1 protein-coding gene (running past one end of the window) is annotated in these 21228 nt (G+C 71.6%); it reads right to left on the reverse strand.

Features of this window, described 5'->3' with window-relative positions; all coding sequences use genetic code 11:
• Positions 1-21228 carry part of the coding region annotated (locus tag D7Y21_RS12175; protein ID WP_121713279.1) for a non-ribosomal peptide synthase/polyketide synthase on the reverse strand (this coding region is incomplete at its 5' end). Its footprint extends 14048 nt past the window's final position, so 21228 of the 35276 annotated nt are shown.

The following is a 21228-nucleotide window of genomic DNA, read 5'->3' on the forward strand; positions in this document are numbered from 1 at the left end:
TCACTCCTGGCCCGCGTCGCGGAGCGCCTTCGCCAGCAGCTCGGCCACGGCCTGCACGGTGGGCTCGCGCAGCAGCGTGTGGTGGGTGCCCGGCAGTTCGTGCGATTCGAGCTGCTCGCCCACCAGCGCTGTCCAGCCGCCGTCGGGAGTGCGCGTCTCGTCCCGCTCCTCCGCGTGGATGCGCAGCACGTGCTGATCCATCGCGGGTGGGTGGTAGCGCCGGGCCGCTTCGAGGTTCGCCTCGAAGACCTCGAAGAGGGACATCGCGTCCAGTCCGGACGGCAGGGCTCCGGCCTGGGCCGCGGACTCCAGCACCTTGGTGAGTACCGCTTCGGGCTCCAGCACCGCCGTGTCCACGTCCAGGTCCGCCAGCGACACGCCCATCAGGTCCTGTGCGAACAGGCCCACCGCCAGCATGCGATCCAGGTTCGGCTCCGAGTCCGGCACCGCCTCCGGCACGTATGAGTCGATCATCGCCACCAACTCCACCGCTTCACCTGCTTCGCGGAGCTGGTACGCCATCTCGTAGGCGATGACGCCTCCCAGGGACCAACCGCCCAGGTGGTACGGGCCGTGGGGCTGGACGCCTCGCACCACGCGCACGTAGCTGGCGGCCAGGGCCTCCACGGTGTCCAGCGGCTGGTCCGTTCCGTCCAGGCCTCGGGCCTGGAGGCCGTAGAAGGGTTGATCCGGTCCCAGCCTGCGCGCGAGCTCCGCGTAGGCCAGCACGTTGCCTCCCACCGGGTGCACGCAGAAGAACGGCGGCGCGCTGCCCGTGCCTTCCTTCGTGAAGGGCACCAGCGGCGTGAAGGGTTTCGGCTCGGCCTCACCCAGCAGGACCGCGAACCGCTCCACGCTGGGGGCCTGGAAGAGCGCCGACAGCGGGAGCTTCCGGCCCGTCTCCCGGTGCACCGCCGCCATCAGCCGCACCGCCAGCAGCGAGTGACCGCCCAGTTCGAAGAAGCTGGTGCGCACGTCCACGGTGGACACGCCCAGGGCTTCGGCCCAGAGACGCTCGAGCATCGCTTCCTGTTCGTCCCTGGGGCCGACCCTCGCTTCGGGGTTCGCGGCTTCGTCCTCTGGAGCCGGCAGTGCCGCGCGGTCCACCTTGCCGTTGGGTGTCAGCGGCAGGACGGGCAGGGCGACGTAGGCCGCAGGGACCATGTAGTCCGGCAGCGAGCGCTGGAGGTGGCTTCGGAGCGGAGCGGTGTCCACCTCCGGCGCCACGTACGCCACCAGCCGCTGCACGCCCGGCACGTCCTCGCGCACCAGCACCATCGCGTCGCGGATGCCCGAGTGCGTGCGCAGCGCGGCCTCGATTTCGCCCGGCTCGATGCGGTAGCCGCGCAGCTTCACCTGGAAGTCCACGCGCCCCATGAAGTCCAGCGTGCCGTCCTGCTTCCAGCGGACCCGGTCGCCCGTGCGGTACAGGCGGGCTCCGCGCTCCGTGCTGAACGGATGGGGGAGGAAGCGCTCCGCCGTGAGGTCCGGCCTGTTGCGGTAGCCGCGCGCCAGGCCTTCGCCCGCGATGAACAGCTCTCCCGGCACTCCCACGGACACGGGGTTCAGGTTCGCGTCCAGCACGTACACGCCCACGTTGAGCATGGGCCGGCCGATGACGGGCGTGGGCTGCGCCGCGCCCTGGATGCACTCGGTGGTGGACGCCACGGTGCCCTCGGTGGGGCCGTAGGCGTTGTAGCCCCTCGTGCGGTCCGTGGCCGCGAGCGTGCGCCACGTCACCTCGTCCATCGCCTCACCGGCGATGAGGCTGATGGCCGGCACGTGGGACTGCTCCAGGAAGCCCGCCTCCAGCAGCAGCTTGAACAGCGACGGCGTGCAGTCCAGCGCGTCGATGCGCCGCTGCTCCACCCACGCGAGCATCGCCTCCGGATCCTGCCGCACGGCTTCCGGGACGATACACAGGCAGTGACCGTCCGCCATCAAGATCAACTGCGGCACGGATGCGTCGAAGTAGAGCGGCCCGTTGAGGCTCACCCGCATCACCTTCGGCGCCTGCGTGTAGCAGGCCTCCGTCATCGAACGATGCAGGTGCGCCAGCGAGCGGTGCTGGATCATCACGCCCTTGGGCATGCCCGTGGAGCCCGACGTGTAGATGACGTAGGCCAGGTGCTCCGGCCGCGTGGCCACTCGCGGGTTGCCCGGCGAGGACGCTTCGATGCGCCGCGCGTCCGAGTCCAGCCGCACCACGTGCCGCACCGCCGGCTGCCACGACTCTACGTGCGCCTGGGTGGTGAGCAGCACGGCCGCGCCGCTGTTCTCCAGGATGAAGGCCCTTCGCGCTTCGGGGGCCGCGGGGTCGAGCGGCACGTACGCGCCGCCCGCCTTGAGGATTCCCAGGAGGGAGACAATGGCCTCCGGCGAGCGCTCCAGGCAGAAGGCCACCGGCACCTCCGGGCCCACGCCCAGCGAGCGCAGGTAGTGCGCCAGCTGATTCGCGCGCACGTTGAGCTGGTGGAAGGACACAGTCGTGTCGCCCATCACCACGGCGGGCGCCTTCGGCGTGCGCGTCACCTGCTGTTCGAAGCGTGCGTGGAAGGGCAGGTCCGCCTCGAAGGGGGCGGCCTCTCCGCTCCACTCCTCCAGCACCCACTGACGCTCCTCCGCCGTCAGCAGGGGAAGGGTGTCCAGTGCGGCGTCGGGCTTCGCGGTCGCGCCTTCCAGCAGTTGGACCAGGTGCTCGGACAGCCCGCGGGCCGTGGCGGGTTCGAAGAGGTCCGTGGCGTAGGAGAGGTCGCCCTCGAAGCCTCGCTCCGTGCGGCTCAGCGTCAGGTCCAGATCGAACTTCGTCGTGGGCAGGTCCACCTCCACCGGCCGCAGTGTCAGCTCCGGCAGGCGCACCTCCGCGTCCGGCATGTTCTGGAGCACGAAGAGGGCCTGGACTAGCGGCGTGCGCGACAGGTCGCGCGTGGGCTGCACGGCTTCCACCAACCGCTCGAAGGGGATGTCCTGGTGCTCGTACGCGCCCAGCGTGGTGGTGCGCACCTGCGCGAGCAGCCTCCGGAACGACGGACGACCGTCGAACCGGGCGCGCAGCACCAGCGTGTTGACGAAGAAGCCGATGAGGCCCTCCGTCTCCGCGTGGCGCCGGCCCGCGATGGACGTGCCCACCAGCAGGTCCTCCTGACCGGAGTACCGGTGCAGCAGCGTCTGGAAGGCCGCGAGCAGCACCATGAAGGGCGTGCCCCCTTCGCGCTGGGCCAGGGCCTCCACCGCCTCACTCAAGGCGGGTGACATGCGCACCGGGAAGGTGGCGCCCCTGGCTGAACGCTGGGGCGGGCGCGGCTTGTCGGTAGGCAGTGCCAGGGCCTGCGGGGCTCCGGCCAACTGCTGCGTCCACCAGCCGAGCTGCGCGTCCAGCACTTCGCCCTGGAGCCAGCCGCGCTGCCAGACGGCGAAGTCCGGGTACTGCACCGGCAACGGGGCCAGCGGCGAGGGCTGGCCCTGCCGGAAGGCCTCGTAGAGCGCGGTGACTTCGCGCACCAGGATGCTCATGGACCAGCCGTCGCCGATGGCGTGGTGCATGCACAACAGCAGCACGTGCTCCTCTTCGCCCAGCTTCAGCAGCGTGAGTCGCGCAAGCGGACCCACGGCGAGGTCGAAGGGCTTCAGCGCGTCCTCGCTCGCGAGCCGCACCGCCTCCGCCTCACGTGCGTCGTCAGGAAGCCCCGTCAGGTCCACCACCGACAGGACTCCGGTGGGGGCGGGGTGCACGTGCTGGCGGGGTTCACCGTCGTGGGACTCGAAGGTGGTGCGCAGCGCTTCGTGGCGCTGCACCAGAGCGTCGAAGGCCTGCTGGAGCGCGAGCACGTCCACCGCGCCGGAGAGGCGCAGCGCCGTGGGCATGTTGTACAGCGCGCTGCCCGGGTCGAGCTGGTCGATGAACCACAGCCGCTGCTGCGCGAACGACAGCGGATGCGGACCGGGGCTCGTCGCGGGACGCAGCGCCGGCAGGGCGTTGGCCTCCGGTGCATCCGGCAGCCGCTGGGCGAGCGCCGCCACGGTGGGGGACTCGAACAGCGCCCGGACGCCCACGTCCACGCCGAAGCGGGCGCGGATGCGGGACACCAGCTGCGTGGCCAACAGCGAGTGGCCGCCCAGCTCGAAGAAGTGGTCGTTGCGGCCCACCACGGGCACGTTCAACAGCTCCTCCCACAGCGAGGCCAGGGCCACCTCCGCGGGCGTCGCCGGGGCCTCGTACGAGCGCGCCGCACGCCACTGCGCCTCCGGCGAGGGCAGCGACTTGCGGTCCACCTTGCCGTTGGGTGTCAGCGGCAGGACGGGCAGGGTGACGAAGGCCGACGGCACCATGTACTCGGGCAGGTGACGGCGCAGGTGCTCTCGCAGCACCTCCGTGTCGCCGTCCGTCACCACGTAGGCCACGAGCCGCGCGTCGCCCGGCGTGTCCTCCCGGACCAGGGCCACCGCGTCCCGGACTCCGGCGTGCATGCGCAGCGTGGCTTCGATTTCGCCCAGCTCGATTCGGTAGCCGCGCAGCTTCACCTGGAAGTCCATGCGGCCCATGAACTCCAGCGTGCCGTCCGGCCGCCAGCGGCCCTTGTCTCCCGTGCGGTAGAGGCGGGCTCCGGGCTCCGCGCTGAACGGATCCGGCATGAAGCGCTCGGCCGTCAGGTCCGGCCGGCCCAGGTAACCTCGCGTGACGCTCTCGCCTGAGAAGCACAACTCTCCCGGCATCCCGATGGGCACCAGCCGCTGCCGTGCGTCGAGCACGTACGCGTTCAGGTTCGCCAGCGGCCGCCCGATGACGGGCTCCGTCCGGGGACTGCCCTGGATGGGGGCGCCCGTCGTACCGACCGTGCACTCCGTGGGACCGTAGCCGTTGAAGGCGCGCGTGCGGTCCGTCGCCGCGAGCCGCCGCCACGTCTCCACGTCCAGCGCGTCGCCGCCCGTCAGGATGACCGGCGGCACCCAGGCCCGCTCCAGCAGACCGGCCGCCAGGAGCGGCTTGAGCTGCGCGGGCGTGCAGTCCAGTGCGTCGATGCGGTGCTGCTCCAGCCACGCGAGCATCGCCTCCGGATCCAGACGCAGCGCGTCCGGGACGACGTGGAGGCAGTGCCCGTCGATGAGGTGGACCACGCGCTCGATCACCGCGTCGAAGTACAGCGGCGCGTTGACGCTGATGCGCTGTCCACGCGGCTGGCCCGCGTAGAACGCGCGGCCCATGGCCCGGTGCATGTTGAGCACGGAGCGGTGCTGCACCATCACGCCCTTGGGCTTGCCCGTGGAGCCGGACGTGTACAGCACGTACGCCAGGTGCTCCGGGCCCGTCAGGGCGGGCAGGGGCTCATGCGAGAGGGCACCCAGGCCGGTCTGCTCCACGTCCAGCCAGACCTCCTGGACGCCGTAGGGGCTCCAGTCCCCGCACGCGGACTCCGTCGTGACGAGCACGGCCGCGGCGCTGTCCTTCAGCACGAAGTCCCTGCGCGCGGGTGGGGCTCCGGGGTCCAGCGGGACGAAGGCCCCGCCCGCCTTGAGCACCGCGAGGAGCGCGACGATGGACTCCACCGAGCGCTCCAGGCACAGCGCCACCTGCACCTCCGGGCCCACGCCCAGCGAGCGCAGCCGCCACGCGAGCTGATTGGCCCGCGTATCGAGCTGCCGGTACGTCAGCGCCGACTCCTCGAACACGACAGCGGGGGAATCCGGGGTGCGCGCCACCTGCCGCTCGATGAGGCCGTGCAGCGTGGCGTCGCGCTCGAAGTCGAGCAGCTCACCGCCGCCCATGCGCACCAGTCGCACCAGCTCCTCCGGCGACACGAGCGACACGTCCGCCAGCGGCAGGTCCGGCGCGTCGCAGACGGACTCCAGCAGACGGCGCAGGTGCGCAGCGAACCGCTCGATGGTGCCCGCGTCGAACAGGTCCGCGGAGTAGTGGAAGCGGCCCTCGTAGCCGTCGCGGGTCCGGTTCAGGTCCAGCGCCAGCTCGAACTGCGTCGGGCTGCCGCCGTCGAAGGAGGCCGGCCCCACGGTCAGTCCGGGCACCGCCAGCTCCGGCACGGGCGCGTTCTGGAGCGCGAACATCGCCTGGAAGAGCGGTGTGCGGCCCAGGTCACGCTCGGGCTGGAGCGCTTCCACCAGGTGTTCGAACGGGATGTCCTGGTGCTCGTACGCGCCCAGCGTGGTGGCGCGCACCTGCGACAGCAGCTCGCGGAACGTCGTCTTCGCACCGAAGCGGCCACGCAGCACCAGCATGTTCACGAAGAAGCCGATGAGGCCCTCCGTCTCCGCGTGCCGGCGGTTCGCGATGGGCGAGCCCACCAACACATCGTCCTGCCCGGACATGCGCGACAGCACGGCCTGGAACGCCGCAAGCAGCGCCATGAAGGGCGTGGCGCCTTCGGCCTGGGCCAGCGCGTCCACACGCTCGCTCAGGACTCGCGGCAGCGTGACCCGGACCAGTCCGCCTCGCTGTGTGGATGTCGCGGTCCTTGGCCGGTCCGTGGGCACGTCCAGCACGAAGGGCGCTCCGGACAGCTGGTTCTTCCACCACTCGACCTGCGCCTGGAGCACGCCGCCCTGGAGCCAGCCGCGCTGCCAGACTGCGTAGTCCGCATACTGCACCGGCAGTTCCGGCAGGGTGGCGGAACGACCCGCGCGCCGGGCCTCGTAGAGGGCCGTGAGCTCCCGCACGAGGATGCCCAGCGACCAACCGTCGGACACGATGTGGTGCAGGTGCAGCACCAGCACGTGCTCCCGTTCATCCAGCTTCATCAGCAGCGCGCGGATCACCGGCCCGCGCGTCAGGTCGAACGGCCGCAGCGTCTCCGCGTGGCCCAGGCGCTGGGCTTCGGCCTGCTTCGTGGCACGGCTGCCCAGGCCCGTCAGGTCCACCAGCTCCAGGGGGACGTGGGCCTCCGGGTGGATGTCCTGCACGGGCTTGCCCGCTTCCATGCGGAACGTGGTGCGCAGGGATTCATGCCGCGCCATCAGCGCGTCCAGGCTTCCGCGCAGTGCTTCCACGTCCAGCTCGCCCGTGAGGCTCAGCGCCAGCGGCATGTTGTAGAGCGGGCTGCCCGGCTCCAACTGGTCGACGAACCACAGCCGCTGCTGCGCGAAGGACAGCGGCGGGGCGGAGGTCCTCTCTGCACGGACCAGCGGCGGCGCCTGGGTGCGGCGCGCGTTCACCAGTCGCTCCGCCAGCGACGCCACCGTGGGCGCGCGGAACAGCTCGCCCAGCGGCAGCTCCACGCCCAGCGATGAACGGATGCGCGCCACCACCTGCGTGGCCAGCAGCGAGTGCCCACCCAGCTCGAAGAAGTCGCCGTGGATGTCCACGGTGTCCAGGTGCAGCACCTCCGCCCAGATGCCCGCGAGAGCCTTCTCTAGCTCGCTCCGAGGCGCGGCGGTGGCGCTGTCCGTGGCACGGGCCTGGGGCGCGGGCAGGGCCTTGCGGTCCACCTTGCCGTGCGAACTCAGGGGCAGCTTGGGCAGCACCACGATGGCGGACGGCACCATGTAGTCCGGCAGCTGCTTCTGCACGGACGCCCGCAGTGCTCCCGTGTCCACGCCTTCGTCTTCACCGCTCACGACGTAGGCCACGAGGCGCTTGTCGCCCGGCACGTCCTCGCGCACCACGACCACCGCCTCCTGGACTTCGGGCGACTGGCGCAGCACGGCTTCGATTTCGCCCGGCTCCACGCGGAAGCCTCGCAGCTTCACCTGGAAGTCGGTGCGGCCCAGGAACTCCAACGTCCCGTCGCGCTGCCAGCGCACGCGGTCGCCCGTGTCGTAGAGGCGTGCCCCTGGCTCGCTGGCGAAGGGGTGGGGGATGAAGCGTTCGGCGGTGAGGTCCGGGCGCTGGAGGTAGCCCCAGGCCAGTCCGTCTCCGCCCACGTACAGCGTGCCCGGCACACCCGGCGGCACGGGCTGGAGCGCCGCGTCCAGCACCCACGCCGTGGAGTTCGACAGCGGACGGCCGATGGGCACCGAGCGGCCCACGGTGTCCCCAGCGCGCAGCGTGTGCGTGGCGGAGAACGTGGTGTTCTCCGTGGGGCCGTAGCCGTTGACCAGCACGGCGCCCGGGGGCAGCCGCTTCAGGTGTTCGCGCACGCGCTCCACGGGCAGCACGTCGCCGCCCGCCAGCACCTGCTTCACCCGAGTCAGCGCGTCGCCCTGGTGGATCACCATCTGCTCGAAGAGGGCGGCGGTTAGCCACAGCGTGGTGATGCCCTCGCGCCGCAGCAGCGCTCCTGTCTCCTCCAGTGACAAGGCCTTGGGCGGCGCCAGCACCAGCGTCGCGCCGTTGAGGAGCGCGCCCCAGACCTCCAGCGTGGACGCATCGAACGCGATGGGCGCCAGCTGCAGGAAGACCTCCTCCGGACCGAAGTGGATGAAGTCCGCGCCACGCACCAGGCGCGTGATGCCCCGGTGCGGGACGCTCACGCCCTTGGGCCGGCCGGTGCTTCCCGACGTGAACATCACGTAGGCCAGCGCGTCGGCGGGCACGTTCAGGTCCAGTGGCGTCTCCGGCTGACGCGCGATCTGGGCTTCATCCGCGTCCAGCAGGACCTGGAGGTCCGTCACCTGGGGCAGCTCATCCGCCAGGGCCTCCTGCGTGACGAGCACGCTCACGCTGGCCGCCTGGAGCATCCAGGTGATGCGCTCCGCGGGGGTCTTCGCGTCCACCGGCACGTAGGCCGCGCCGGCCTTCAGGATGCCCAGCAGGGCGGTGATGCTCTCGACGGAACGCTCCACGCACAGGCCCACCCGGTGGCCGGGCCGCACGCCCTGGCGCCGCAGGTGGTGCGCGAGCTGGTTCGACGCGCGCTCCAGCGCCGCGTACGTGAGCGTCTCCCCGCCGGACTTCAGCGCGATGGCGTCCGGCGTGCGCGCGGCCTGTTCCGCGAAGAGGGCGCCCACGGACGCGTCGCGCGGGTAGTCCCGGGCGGTGTCGTTCCACCCGATGAGCAACCGCTGGCGCTCGGCGTCCGTGAGCCAGGGCAGCTGCCCCAGCCTCGTGTCGGGCGCCCGGACGGCGGCCTCCAGCATCACGCGGAGGTGCTCCGCCATTCCGGCCGCGGTCGCCGGTTCGAAGAGGTCCTGGTTGAAGACGAGCCCGCCGTCGAAGCCGTCCGGCGTGCGCATCATCAGCCACTGGAGGTCGAAGAGGATGACCTCCGGGGTGGACTCCAGCGGGCGCAGCGTCAGCCCCGGCAGGGACAGCTCCGGCAGGGGCGCGTTCTGGAGCGTGAAGGTCACCTGGAACAGCGGCGTGCGGCCCAGGTCTCGCTCCGGATGGAGCACCTCCACCAGCTTCTCGAACGGCAGGTCCTGGTGCTCGTACGCGCCCAGCGTGGTGGCGCGCACCTGCTCCAGCAGCTCACGGAAGCGGAGCGTGTCGCGGACCGGCGTGCGCAGCACCACCGTGTTCGCGAAGTAGCCGATGAGTTCCTCGGCCTCCGCGTGACGGCGGCCCGCGATGGGCGACCCCACGAGCACGTCCTCCTGGCCCGCGTACCGGTGCAGCAGCAGCTGGAAGGCCGCGAGCAGCACCATGAAGGGCGTGGTGGAGGTCTGCTTCGCCAGTGACTCCAGCGCCTCGCTCAGCTCACGCGCCAGGGTCATGGGCTGCACGCCGGCCCGGAAGGACTGGCGCGCCGGACGCGGGTGGTCCGTGGGCAGCTCCAGGTAGGGCGCGGCGCCGTCCAGCTGCCCGCGCCAGTACTCCACCTGCGACTCCAGCACGTCGCCCTGGAGCCAGCCGCGCTGCCAGAGCGCGTGGTCGGCGGCCTGCACCGGCAGCTCCGGCAGCGGAGAGGACTGCTCCGCGGAGAACGCCGCGTAGAGCGCGCCCATCTCCCGCACCAGCACGCCGGTGGACCAGCCGTCGGAGATGATGTGGTGCGTGTTGAGCAGCAACCGGTGTTTCGTGGGCCCCAGCTTCATCAGGAGCCCCCGGAACAGCGGGCCCTGCTCCAGGTCGAACGGGGCGCGGGCCTCCTCCAGCGCCAGCCGCGACACCTCCGCTTCGCGCGTCTCCTCCGTCGGCAGCGCGGACAGATCCACGTTCCGCAGGGGCATGGGGAAGGGCGGATGGATGACCTGCGACGGCGTGCCCTCGTGCGAACGGAAGGTCGTGCGCAGCGCTTCGTGGCGGCGCACCAGTTCGTCGAACGCGGCCAGCATCACGATGATGTCCAGCGTGCCTTCCAGCTCCAGCATGCTCGGGAGGCTGTAAGCATTGCCCGCCGTGCCCAACTGCTCGATGAACCAGAGCCGCTGCTGCGCGAACGACAGGGGCAGCACGTCCGGCCGATCCGCGCGGACCAGCGAGGGCAGGGCGGACGCGGGGACTTCGCGGGCCTCGGATGCGGGCTGCTGGAGGGCGTCGATGCGCTCGGCCAGCGCCGCGACCGTGGACCCTTCCAGCAGGGCGCGCAGGGGCAGCTCCACGCCGAAGTGCTTGCGCACGCGCGACACCAGCTGCGTGGCCAGCAGCGAGTGGCCGCCCAGCTCGAAGAAGCCGTCGTGGCGTCCCACGGCGGGGACGCGCAGCACCTCGATCCACAGCGGGATCAGCGCCGCCTCGGTGGGCGTCGCGGGCGGTTCGATGACGCGCTCCGTGGCGGGCGCGGCGGCCGGTGCCGGCAGCGCCTTGCGGTCCACCTTGCCGTTGGGCGTCAGCGGCAGGACGTCCAGCGTGATGAACACGGCGGGCACCATGTACTCCGGCAGGTGACGGAGCAGGTGCTCACGCAGGGGCGACGTGTCCACCGGGGGCGCGACGTACGCAACAAGCCGGTCGTCGTGCACCTGCACCACCGAGTCCCGGATGCCCGGGTGCGCGCGCAGCGTGGCTTCGATCTCCCCCAGCTCGATGCGGTTGCCGCGCAGCTTCACCTGGAAGTCCAGGCGGCCCATGAAGTCGAGCGTGCCGTCCTCGCGCCAGCGGGCCTTGTCGCCCGTGCGGTACATGCGCGCGCCGGGCTCCGTGCTGAAGGGATCCGGCAGGAAGCGTTCGGCCGTGAGCGCGGGCTGGCCCAGGTAGCCGCGTGTGACGCCTTCACCGGAGAGGCTCAGCTCGCCCGGCGTCCCGATGGGTGCCAGACGCAGGTTCGCGTCCAGCACGTAGGCGCGCAGGTTGGTTATCGGCCGGCCGATGACGGGCAACGGCTGGGACGCGCCCTGGACGGCGATGGTCGTCGCGTCCACGGTGACCTCAGTGGGACCGTAGCCGTTGTAGGCGCGTGCGTGCTTCGCTGCGGCGAGCTGCCGCCACGTCACCTCGTCCATCGCCTCGCCGCCGATGGAGAACCGGACGGGGCCATGGGCGCGCTCCAGCATTCCCGCGGACAGCAGGAGCTTGATCTGCGACGGCGTGCCGTCCAGCAGGTGGATGCGCTGACGCTCCATCCAATCGAGCATGGCCTCCGGGTCCAGGCGCACGTCCTCCGGGACGATGACCAGGCAGTGGCCGTCCAGCAGCTGGATCACCTGTTCGATGGCGGCGTCGAAGTACAGCGGCGCGTTCACGGTGATGCGCTGAGCGCGGGGCAGTTCCTCGTAGATGCTCCGCGTCATCGCCAGGTGCAGGTGGATCACCGAGCGGTGCTGAACCATCACGCCCTTGGGCGTGCCCGTAGAGCCGGACGTGTAGATGACGTAGGCGAGGTTCCCCGGACCCGCCGCTGGCGGCAGGTTGTCCGAAAACCTGTCCGACTGTCCGACAGGTTCGGTGTCCCCCGGGGCCTGCCCGGCCTCCGCGAACCTGTCCGACTGTCCGACAGGTTTTGCGTCCAGCCGCACCAGGTGGGGCACCTCCGGGTGCCACGCTTCTTGCAGAGCCTGCGTCGTCGTCACCAGCACGCTCGCGCCACTGTCTTTGAGCACGAACGACTTGCGCGCCGCCGGAGCCTTGGGGTCCAGCGGCACGAAGGCGCCTCCGGTCTTGAGCACCGCGAGCAGCGCGACGATGGCCTCCACCGACCGCTCCAGGCACAGGCCGACCGTGACTTCGGGGCCCACGCCCAGCGATCGCAGGTGCCAGGCGAGCCGGTTGGCCCGCGCGTTGAGCTGCTGGAAGGACAGCGTCGCTTCCTCGAACACCAGGGCGTCCGCGTCCGGTGTCGCGGCGGCCTGCCGTTCGAAGCGCGCGTGCACCGTGGCCTCACGCTCGAAGTCCACGACGTCGCCGGTGCCGGTGCGCAGCAGCCAGGCGCGGTCCTCGGCGGGGAGGAGGGACACGTCCGTCAGCCGGGCCCCGGGCTGGATGAGGGTTTCTAGCGCCTGACTCCACTGGCCCAGCACGCGCTGCACGGCGGCCGCGTCGAAGCGGGTCTCGTCGTAGGCCAGGTGCAGCTGGAACTCACGGCCCGGGTACACCGTGGCCGACAGCGGGTAGTTCGTGCTCTCGCCGATGACAAAGTCGCGCAGATCCAGCGCGGTGGAGCGGCGCAGCACCGATTCGTCGAGGGGTGCGTTCTCGAAGACGAGCAGCGACTGGAAGAGCGGCAGGCCCCGGGGGATGTCGCTCCAGCCGTGCGCGGCGACCAGCGGCGTGTGCTGGTGCTGCTGGATGTCCAGCAGCTTCGCCTGGAGGGACTGGAGCCACGACAGCACGGGCGCGTCCTCGTCGGGGAGCGCGACGCGAACCGGCAGCGTGCTGATGAGCAGGCCCAGCATGGCCTCCGAGCCCGCGAGCTCCGGCGGCCGACCCGCGAACGTGGTGCCGAAGAGCACATCGCGCGTGTCCGCGTGGCGCGCCAGCACCAGGGCCCAGGCCGCCTGCGTCAGCGTGTTGACCGTGAGCCGGTGCTGCCGGGCGAAAGCTTCCAGCGCCGCGGTGCGGGCCTCCGGAAGGGTCAGCACCCGGTTGGGCTGATTCACCGTGCCGTCGGGGTGCGCGGACGGAGGGCGCATGGCCGGCAGGGGCGTGGGCGACGACAGGCCTCGCAGCTGGCCGCGCCAGAAGCGTTCGTCCTCGGCGATGTCGCGCTGGCCCAGCCACGCGATGTAGTCACGGAACGGCGGACGTCTGGCGGCGGGCAGCGGCATCCCGGCGGTCAGCGCGTCGTAGATGGCGAAGACCTCCTGGAAGAACAGGCCCAGGCTCCAGCCGTCGAACAGCAGGTGGTGGTGGCTCCAGACGAAACGCCACCGCGCGTCTCCCAGCCGCACCGCCGTCATGCGCGACAAGGGCGCACGCGACACGTCGAAGCCTCGCGCGCGATCCTCCGCCAACAGCCGCTCCAGCCCGGTCCGCTGCTCCGGCTCCGGCAGGTGGCGCCAGTCATGCGCTTCGAACGGCAGCACCGCGCGTGAATGCACCGCCTGTAGCGGCGACTCCAGGTCCTTCCACACGAAGGCCGTGCGCAGGATGGGGTTGCGGTCCACCGTCGTCTGCCACGTCCGCTGGAACAGCGCGAGGTCCACGTCCGAGTGGACCGACCACGCGGCCTGCTCGAAGTAGAAGCCCGCCTCCGGATCATTCAGCGCGTGGAAGAGCATGCCCTCCTGGAGCGCGGAGAGCGGGAACAGGTCCTCCACCGTGGGACCCTGCGCGGAGAGCACCGCGTCCAGCGAGGCCTGGGACAGGCGCGCCAGCGGGAAGTCGCTCGGCGTCCGCTTGCGCGCGTCCTCCGAGTGGCGCTGGGCGATGAGCTCGCGCAGTGCGCGCGTGAAGCCTTGGGCCAGGGCTTCGATGGTGGCGGCGTGATGCCACTCATGGCTGAAGCCGAAGTCCATCCGCAGCTGTCCGTCCACGACGAAGCCGTCGATGGACAGCGCGTGCGCGTGAAGGGCCTTGGGCGACACCGTCATCCCGGTGGGCTCGGTGCCCGGGGCGAAGAGGGTGCTGGCGCCGGTGGAACCGTCCTGCTGGCTCAGGCCGTTGAAGACCACCTGCGCGGACGGCAGGGCCGCGAGCCGCTGCCGGAGCTCCGCGGGCCCCATGAACCTCAGGAGGCCGTAGCCGATGCCGCGGTCGGGCCACGTGGACAGCGAATCGCGCACCGCGCGCAGGCAGTCTCCGGCCGATCCACCCTCCGGCAACTGGAGCAGGGCCGGCGTCAGTGACGTGAACCACCCCACGGTGCGGGACACGTCCGCGTCCGCGAAGAGCTCCTCGCGACCATGGCCCTCCAGGTCGATGAGCAGGCGCGACTGGCCCGTCCACTCGCGCAGGGCCAGGGCCAGGGCCGTCAGCAGGATGTCGTTGATCCGCGCCCGCCAGGCCCCCGGCGTCTCCTTGAGCAGCAGCCGGGTTTGCTCCGCTTCCAGCCGCACGGACACGGTGCGGTGCGAGCCCGCGGTGCCGGGCCCGGAGCCGTCGGTAGGCAACGGGGCCACATCCCGCCGGGCCTCGTCGAGCCAGAGGGACGTCTGGGCATGCAGGGCGTCGGACAGGGCGTGGGCTTCCAGCCTGCGGGCCCAGGCCAGGACGGAGGTCGTCTTCGCGGGAAGCGCGGGGGCCTGGCCCGCGCGCAGCCGCAGGTACGTCGTCTCCAGGTCCTCGACGAGCACACGCCAGGACACGCCGTCCACCACCAGGTGGTGGAGGATCAGCAGCAGGCGCTGCTCCTGTCCGGCGCCGAAGTGGAAGAGCGCGGCGCGCAGCAGGGGCGGCCCGGCCAGGTCGAACGAGGCCTGGAGGCGCTCGGCCTCCTCCTCCAGCCGCGCCGAGCGCATGTCCGCGGGCAGGCCGGACAGATCGAACTGGAGCAGGGAGACCCGGGCCTCGTCGGACGCGGCGTTCTGCTGGCGCCAGGCGCCGCCGTCCTCGCGCACGAAGCGCATGCGCAGGGCGTCGTGGTGGACCACCAGCGCCTGGAGCGCCTCTTCCACCCACGCCGCCTTCAACGGCTGGCGCGTCTGGAGCAGCAGCACCTGGTTGACGTGGTGGGCGTGCGAGGGGTCGCGCTCCAGCAGCTGGCGCTGGATGGGCGTGAGCGGCACCTCGCCCACCACCGGTCCCTGTTCCGCGAGGCGAACCCCGCTGACACGAGCCACGGAGGCCAGGGCCGCCAGCGTCGGGTGTTGGAACAGGTCGCGGACGGACAGCTGGATGCCGGCCTGCCGGGCCCTGGCGACGGCCTGGAGGCTGATGATGGAGTCGCCGCCCAGCTCGAAGAAGTTGTCATCGAGCCCCACGCGTTCGACGCGGAGCACCTGGGCCAGGACGTCTGAAAGCGTCCGCTCCAGCTCCGTGCGGGGCGCGGCGTACTCCCGCGTCGCGGCGCGCTGGACCTCCGGCGTGGGCAGGGCCTTGCGATCCACCTTGCCGCTGGAGGTCAACGGAAGTGCAGGCAAAGGGATGAAGATCGCGGGCACCATGTACTCCGGCAGCCGCCGCGACAGGAGGGTCCGCAGCGAGGCCAGATCCAGGTCCGCGCCCGAGACGACATAGGCGACCAGGCGCCGCGCACCGGGCGCGTCCTCGAGCACCACTGCCACGGCCTCCCGGACGTCATGGTGGGAGAGCAGCGTGGCTTCGATGTCGCCCAGCTCGATGCGGAAGCCTCGCAGCTTCACCTGGAAGTCCGCGCGGCCCAGGTACTCCAGCGTGCCGTCCATGCGCCACCGGGCGATGTCGCCCGTGCGGTACAGGCGGGCGCCGGGCGTGTCGCTGAAGGCGTCGGGGATGAAGCGCTCGGCGGTGAGCGAGGGGCGGCGCCAGTAGCCCCGGCCCACCTGTACTCCGCCGATGAACAGCTCGCCCGGGATGCCCACGGGCACTGGCTGACCGTGGGCATCCAGCACGTACATGCGCGTGTTGGCCACGGGCCGGCCGATGGGAACGACTCGCAGCGCTTCGTCGCGCGGGCACTCCCAGGACGTCACGTCCACGGCGGCCTCGGTGGGGCCGTAGAGGTTGTGCAGCGTGGTGCGCGGCAGGCGCGACTGGGCACGGAGCACCAGGTCCGCGGGCAGGGCTTCGCCGCTGCACATCACCTGGCGCAGGCGAGTCAGGGACTCCAGGCCGGGCTCCTCCACGAAGGCGCGCAGCATGGACGGCACGAAGTGCGTGGTCGTCACGCCCTCGCGCGCCATGAGTGCCACCAGGTAGTCCGGCTCCTGATGTCCGCCGGGCCGCGCGAGCACCAGCCGCGCGCCCGTCATCAGGGGCCAGAAGAACTCCCAGACGGACACGTCGAAGCTGAACGGCGTCTTCTGCAGCACCGTGTCCGACGGCGTCAGGCCGTAGCGGCCCTGCATCCAGCGCAGGCGGTTGACGACGCCCGCGTGCGCGTTCATCGCGCCCTTGGGACGGCCCGTGCTGCCAGACGTGAAGATGACGTAGGCGAGGGAGTCATCACCGGCGAGCGGCGGAGGCCGGACAGTGGGCTCGCGCGCGATGGCCTCCCACTGGGTGTCGAGCGCGATGACATGCGCGGCCTGTGGAGGCAGCGCGGTGTTGACGCCTTCGTGGGCATCTCGCGCGATGACGTGCGCGGCATTCTGAGGCAGCGCGGCGCGGAAGCGCTCTTGCACCAGGAGCACGGGCGCGGCGGTGTCCTCCAACATTCCGGCGAGCCGTTCCACGGGCGTGGCCGGATCCAACGGCACGTAGGCCGCGCCGGACTTCAGGACGCCCAGGAGGGCGATGACCATCTCCAGCGAGCGCTCCATGCAGACGCCCACCAGGGTCTCCGGACCCGCGCCGCGCGCACGCAGGTGGTGCGCGAGCTGGTTGGCCCGGGCTTCGAGCTGCGCGTACGTGAGGCGCTGGTCCTCGAGCTGGAGCGCGATGGCCTCCGGTGTGCGTTCGGCCTGGGACTCGAAGAGGTGGTGGAGCGTGGCGCCGGTGGGGAAGTCCACGCGCGTGTCGTTCCAGCCGTGCAGCACCTGTTCGCGCGCGGCCGGCGTGAGCAGCGACAGTGTCGCGACCGGTGCTTCCGGAGCCGCGACGATCTCCCTCGCGAGCACCACCAGGTGCTCCGCCATGCGCTCGACGGTGGCTGCGTCGAAGAGGGCGGTGGCGTACTCCAGGTGGCAGGCGATGCCCGTGCGGCTCTCCACCACCTCCAGGGACAGGTCGAACTTGGCCGTGTCGGTGGGGACCTCCACCTGACTCAGCGCCAGCGACGGCAGCTGGCCCTTTGCCTCCGGCGTGTTGATCACGTTGAGGACGGCCTGGAAGACCGGCGTGCGGCTCAGGTCACGGGGAAGTTCGAGTGTCTCCAGGACTCGCTCGAACGGCGCGTCCTGGCGCGCGTAGGCCTCCAGGGCCTGGGCGCGCACGCGGCCCAGCAGCTCCACGAAGGACGGCTGGCCCGACAGCTTCGAACGGAAGGGCAGGGTGTTGATGAAGCACCCCAGCAGCCACTCCACCTCCGGGCGCGTGCGGCCCGCGATGGGCGTGCCCACCACGAAGTCGTCCTGCCCCGAGTAGCGTGACAGCAGCGTCTGGAAGAGCGCCATCATCACCATGAACGACGTGGCGCCGTTGCGGCGGCCCAGCGCCAGCAGCGGCGCGGACACGTCAGCAGGGAACGTGAAGCGGTACCGCGCGCCGTCGAAGGACTGGACGGCGGGACGTGGCCGGTCCGTGGGCAGCTCCAGCACGGGCGCTCCCGCCAACTGCTGCTTCCACCAGCCGAGCTGCGCCTCCATCACGCCGCCTTCCAGCCAGGCGCGCTGCCACACGGCGTAGTCCGCGTACTGCACCGGCAGCTCCGTCAGGGGCGACCGCTGGCCCGAGTGGAACGCGGCGTAGTTGGCCGTCAGCTCGTGCGCGACGACCATGTTGCACCACGCGTCGGATACGGCGTGGTGGAAGACGATCGCCAGCACGTGCACCTGGGGCTCCAGGCGCAGCAGCGTCGCGCGCAGCACGGACTGCTCCAGGTCGAAGGGCAACAGCGCGTAGGCCCTGCAGAAGCGCTGCATCTCCGCCTCGCGGGCCTCCTCCGTGTCGCCCTCCACGTCGCGGCGCGGGAGCGGCAGGCCGCGCGGCGGGTGGATCTTCTGCACCGCGCGATCGCCTTCCAGTGCGTACGTGGTGCGCAGCACTTCATGCCGCGCCACCAGCGCGTCCAGCGTGGCCTGGAGCGCGTCCACGTCCAGCTCCCCGACGAGGCGGAAGAGCGACGGGTTGTTGTATGCGCCGCTGCCGGGCTCCAACTGCTGGAGGTACCAGAGGCGCTGCTGCGCGAAGGACACGGGCAGCGGCCGGTCGCGGCCCACGCGCGGAATGGGCGGCGGGCCCTCGTTCACGACTGGAGCGGCGGGACGCGCGGCGACGGGCGCCACGGCGGGACGCGGCGCTTCCACGACGGCCGGACGCGCCACGGGCGGAGGGGGGAGGCGGGACGGTGACGCCACGGGCTCCACGCGGCCATCCGCGCGCAACCGGGCATGGCGGCCTGTGCGGTACAGCCGCGCCGCGGCCTCGCGAGGATGCGGCACCAGGCGGCGGTCGTCGTCGCTCGCGCGCCACAGCGCCGTGGGGAGCCCCGCGCCCGCGAGGGCCAGTTCGCCCACTACACCGGCGGGCACGGGCTGACCGGCCGCGTCCAGCACCCAGGCCTGGAGGTTCGCGGGGATGCGTTCTCCCAGCGTGCGCGGCAGCAGCGCCCCTTCCTGGGCATCACCGGACAGCCACACCTCGACGCCCGCGGCCCGGTGCAGCGCCGCGCCCAGCTCCGCCGATGCGCCTTCCAACACCAGCGCGCCCACTCGGGCCAGGGACTCACGCGCTCCGGGCAGCTCGCTGAGCGAACGCGCCAGGCGGGCCGACGTGTGCAGCAGCACCGCGCCGGACTGGCGCGCCAGTTCCAGGAGTCCTTCGACGCCTGCCTCGGTCTCCACCAGCACCTGCTCCTGCCGGGCAGCGGCCTCCGCGTCCATGCGCTCGCGCACCACGGCCAGCCGGCGCAAGCCTTCCAGCACCACCGGCGTGTCCAGACCGAAGTCGATGAGCGCCGCCACCTCGTCCACGTCCGCCGCGCGCACGTCGCGCAGCCGTCGCACCGCGCCGTCCACCGTTCCCACGAGTCCCGTCGTCTTTGCGTGGTTCTCGAAGGTGTGCTCCAGCAGCGCGTCGATGTCTTCCGGCGACAGCTTCTGGATGTCACCCTGGTAACCCTGGGTGAGCAGCAGCGACGTGAGGATGTCCACCGAGCTGCGGAAGTACGCGAGCAGCGGCTTGCGCACGATGCGCAACACCTCCTGGTCGTCGTCGCCCAGGTACGTGTGCAGCATGCAGGTGATGTGGCCTCGGCCGGGGTGGCCGTTGCGGCGCCATGCCTCGCGGTACAGCGCCACCTTCGGCTTCAGTTCCTCCAGTGAGTGCGATAGCAGGCCCGTGAGCACGCCCGCGCCCAGCTCGCCCGCCATCCGGAAGGTCTCCGGGTTGGACGTGGCCGTGAGCCACACCGGCAGCTCCTTCTGCACGGGCTTCGGCCGCAGCGCTCCTTCCACCATGGTGCCCGCGCCGCCGGGGCGCTTGAAGCGCTCGCCGCGCCACAGCGCGCGCAGCGTGGACAGCTTCTCCAGGAGGATGTCGCGACGCTTCTCGAAGTTCGCCGGTGCGAAGGTGAAGTCCTGCGTGTGCCAGCCCGTGGCCACGGAGAGGCCCACTCGGCCCTGCGACACGTTGTCCACCACGGACCACTGCTCCGCGATGATGAGCGGATCATGCAGCGGCAGCACCACGCTGCCGGAGCGCACGTGCAGGTGCTTCGTGACGGCCGCGACCGCGGCGGAGATCACCGCGGGCTGCGGATACAGACCGCCGAACGAATGGAAGTGCCGCTCGGGCGTCCACACGGCGGAGAAGCCGTTCGCGTCCGCGAACTTCGCGCCCTCCATCAGCAGCTCGTACTTCGGTCCCTGGAGTGAGTCCTCGTCGTTGGCGAAGTAGATGAGGCTCAGGTCCATCGCCTTCGCGCGAGGCCCGCCGCCGCCCAGGCTCACCAGCCGCGCGGTGATGCGCTCCGGCGGGTACACCACTCGCAGGCCACGCGTGAGCGCCCACAGGGCTTCCAGCTCCGGACGATCCGCGGAGGCCTCGCTCGCGGACAGCCACGCACCGCCGTCCGGAGGAGACAGCCGCGCGTCCAGGCCGGTGAAGAACTCCGACAGCTCGCGGTGCCCCAGCGCCCAGGCAGGCTGACCGGAGCCCGTGGGCAGCAGCCACGCCAGCGCGTGCGCGTCCTCCGCTGCACGGAGGGAAGCACCCGACGCGTCCACGTCCTCCACGTACACGACGCGCGAAGCCTCCACGCGTACGGACGCCACCAGCGCGCGCGTGGTGACCAGCACCGGCACGCGGGTGCCTTCCGGCGCGTAGACGGGCAACTGCGTCAGGTCCGCCGGGCCCAGCGTGATGCCCGCGCCACCGGCGGCCAGCACGCCCCACAGCGCGGCCAGCTTCTCCGGCGACGAGCGCAAGCACACGGCCACCGGCGTCCCGGCCGTCACGCCCAGGGACTTCAGCCGCGCGGCCAGGGCATCCGCACGTGCGCCCAGTTCGGCCCAGCTCCAGTGCGCATCCCCGCGCGAAACGGCGGTGGCGTCCGCGTGGCGTGCGCGCCGCTCCGCCAGGAGGGCCGGCACGGAGGTGAAGCCCGGCGAGGCACGGGGCGCGGGCCAGGCGCGGCGCTCGGCCTCCGTGGTCAGCGGCAGCTGGGAGACAGGCGTCTCAGGCCGGGCGAGCGCCGCGCCGAGCAACACCTGGAAGTGCTCCATCAGCCGCTCCACGGTAGCGGCGTCGAACAGCTCCGTCGCGTACTCCAGGACGCCGTGGACGCGGCCGGGGGCTTCAGAGAGCAGGAGCGTGAGGTCCGCCAGCGTGGCGCCCCACTGCACGGGCGTGCCCGGCACCTCCACCAGCGAACCGCGCAGGCCCGTCAGGTTCAGCGTCCCGGCGCCCGCGGCCGCACCCGTGTGGTAGACGAACACGGAGTCCGTCAGTCGTCCGCGGCCGATGTCATGGCCCGGGATGAGGGCTTCCACCAGGTACTCGAAGGGGACATCCGGACGCGTCTGCGCGTCGGCGACCTCGTCACTCACCTGGGCGAGCAGCTCGCGGAACGTGAGGCCTTCCGTGAAGCGCGTCCGGAACGCCGCTGAGTGCGCCACGTAGCCGATGAGCGGCAGCAACTCCGGCCGCGTGCGGTTGGCGATGGGCGTTCCGACGATGACGTCCGTCTGGCCGCTGTAGCGGTGCAGCAGCGTCTGCCACGCGGCGAGCACCGTCATGTAGCCGGTGAAGCCCTCGCGGCGCGCGAAGGCCACCAGCTCGTGGGC

Origin of the sequence: Corallococcus sp. AB045, assembly GCF_003668895.1 — a bacterium.
GTDB classification, from domain to species: Bacteria; Myxococcota; Myxococcia; order Myxococcales; family Myxococcaceae; genus Corallococcus; species Corallococcus coralloides.